This is a genomic window from Halomonas litopenaei (assembly GCF_017303055.1).
In the GTDB taxonomy this organism is placed as follows: Bacteria; Pseudomonadota; Gammaproteobacteria; order Pseudomonadales; family Halomonadaceae; genus Halomonas; species Halomonas litopenaei_A.
On record NZ_JAEKJT010000026.1, the window covers coordinates 1 to 663 of the forward strand.

Annotated in this window: 1 protein-coding gene; it reads right to left on the reverse strand. The window is 63.7% G+C overall.

The annotated features are described in order from the left end of the window. Positions 1-663 (reverse strand): Ig-like domain-containing protein (locus JF545_RS19825; protein WP_206944882.1); only part of this gene is annotated, 663 nt, incomplete at both ends.

Genomic DNA, 663 nt, shown 5'->3' on the forward strand with positions numbered 1-663 from the left:
GTCACGGTATACGTCACGTCGTCCGCGTTATCGATCTGCAGCGTAATGGTGTCACCGGCCTGGGTGCCGGCGGTCAGACCGACGCTGGCCTGAACCCCATCGGACAGCTCAGCAGCGTTGATGCCATCCGCGGCCTCAGCAATCGCCAGCGTCGGGGCGTCGGTACCGGCGTCGCCACCAGGACTAGTGGCATCCACAGTGAAGTCGACGCTGCTGGAAGCAGCGGAGCTATTGCCGGCAGCGTCGGTAATCACCGCCACGACGCTATAGTCGCCATCGGTTAGTGCATCGCTCGGGATCACTACCGTGGCGCTGCCATTGGAGACGTCGTCCGCCGTCACGGTATACGTCACGTCGTCCGCGTTATCGATCTGCAGGGTAATAGTGTCACCGGCCTGGGTGCCGGCAGTCAGACCGACGCTGGCCTGAACCCCATCGAACAGCTCAGCGGCGTTGACCGTGTCATCTGAAGCCTCGGCGATTGCCAGCGTCGGCGCGTCGGTGCCGGCGTCACCACCAGGACTAGTGGCATCCACCGTGAAGTCGACGCTGCTGGAGGCAGCAGAGCTATTGCCGGCAGCGTCGGTAATCACCGCGGCGACGCTATAGTCACCATCGGTGAGTGCATCGCTCGGGATCACCACCGTGGCGCTGCCATTGGAG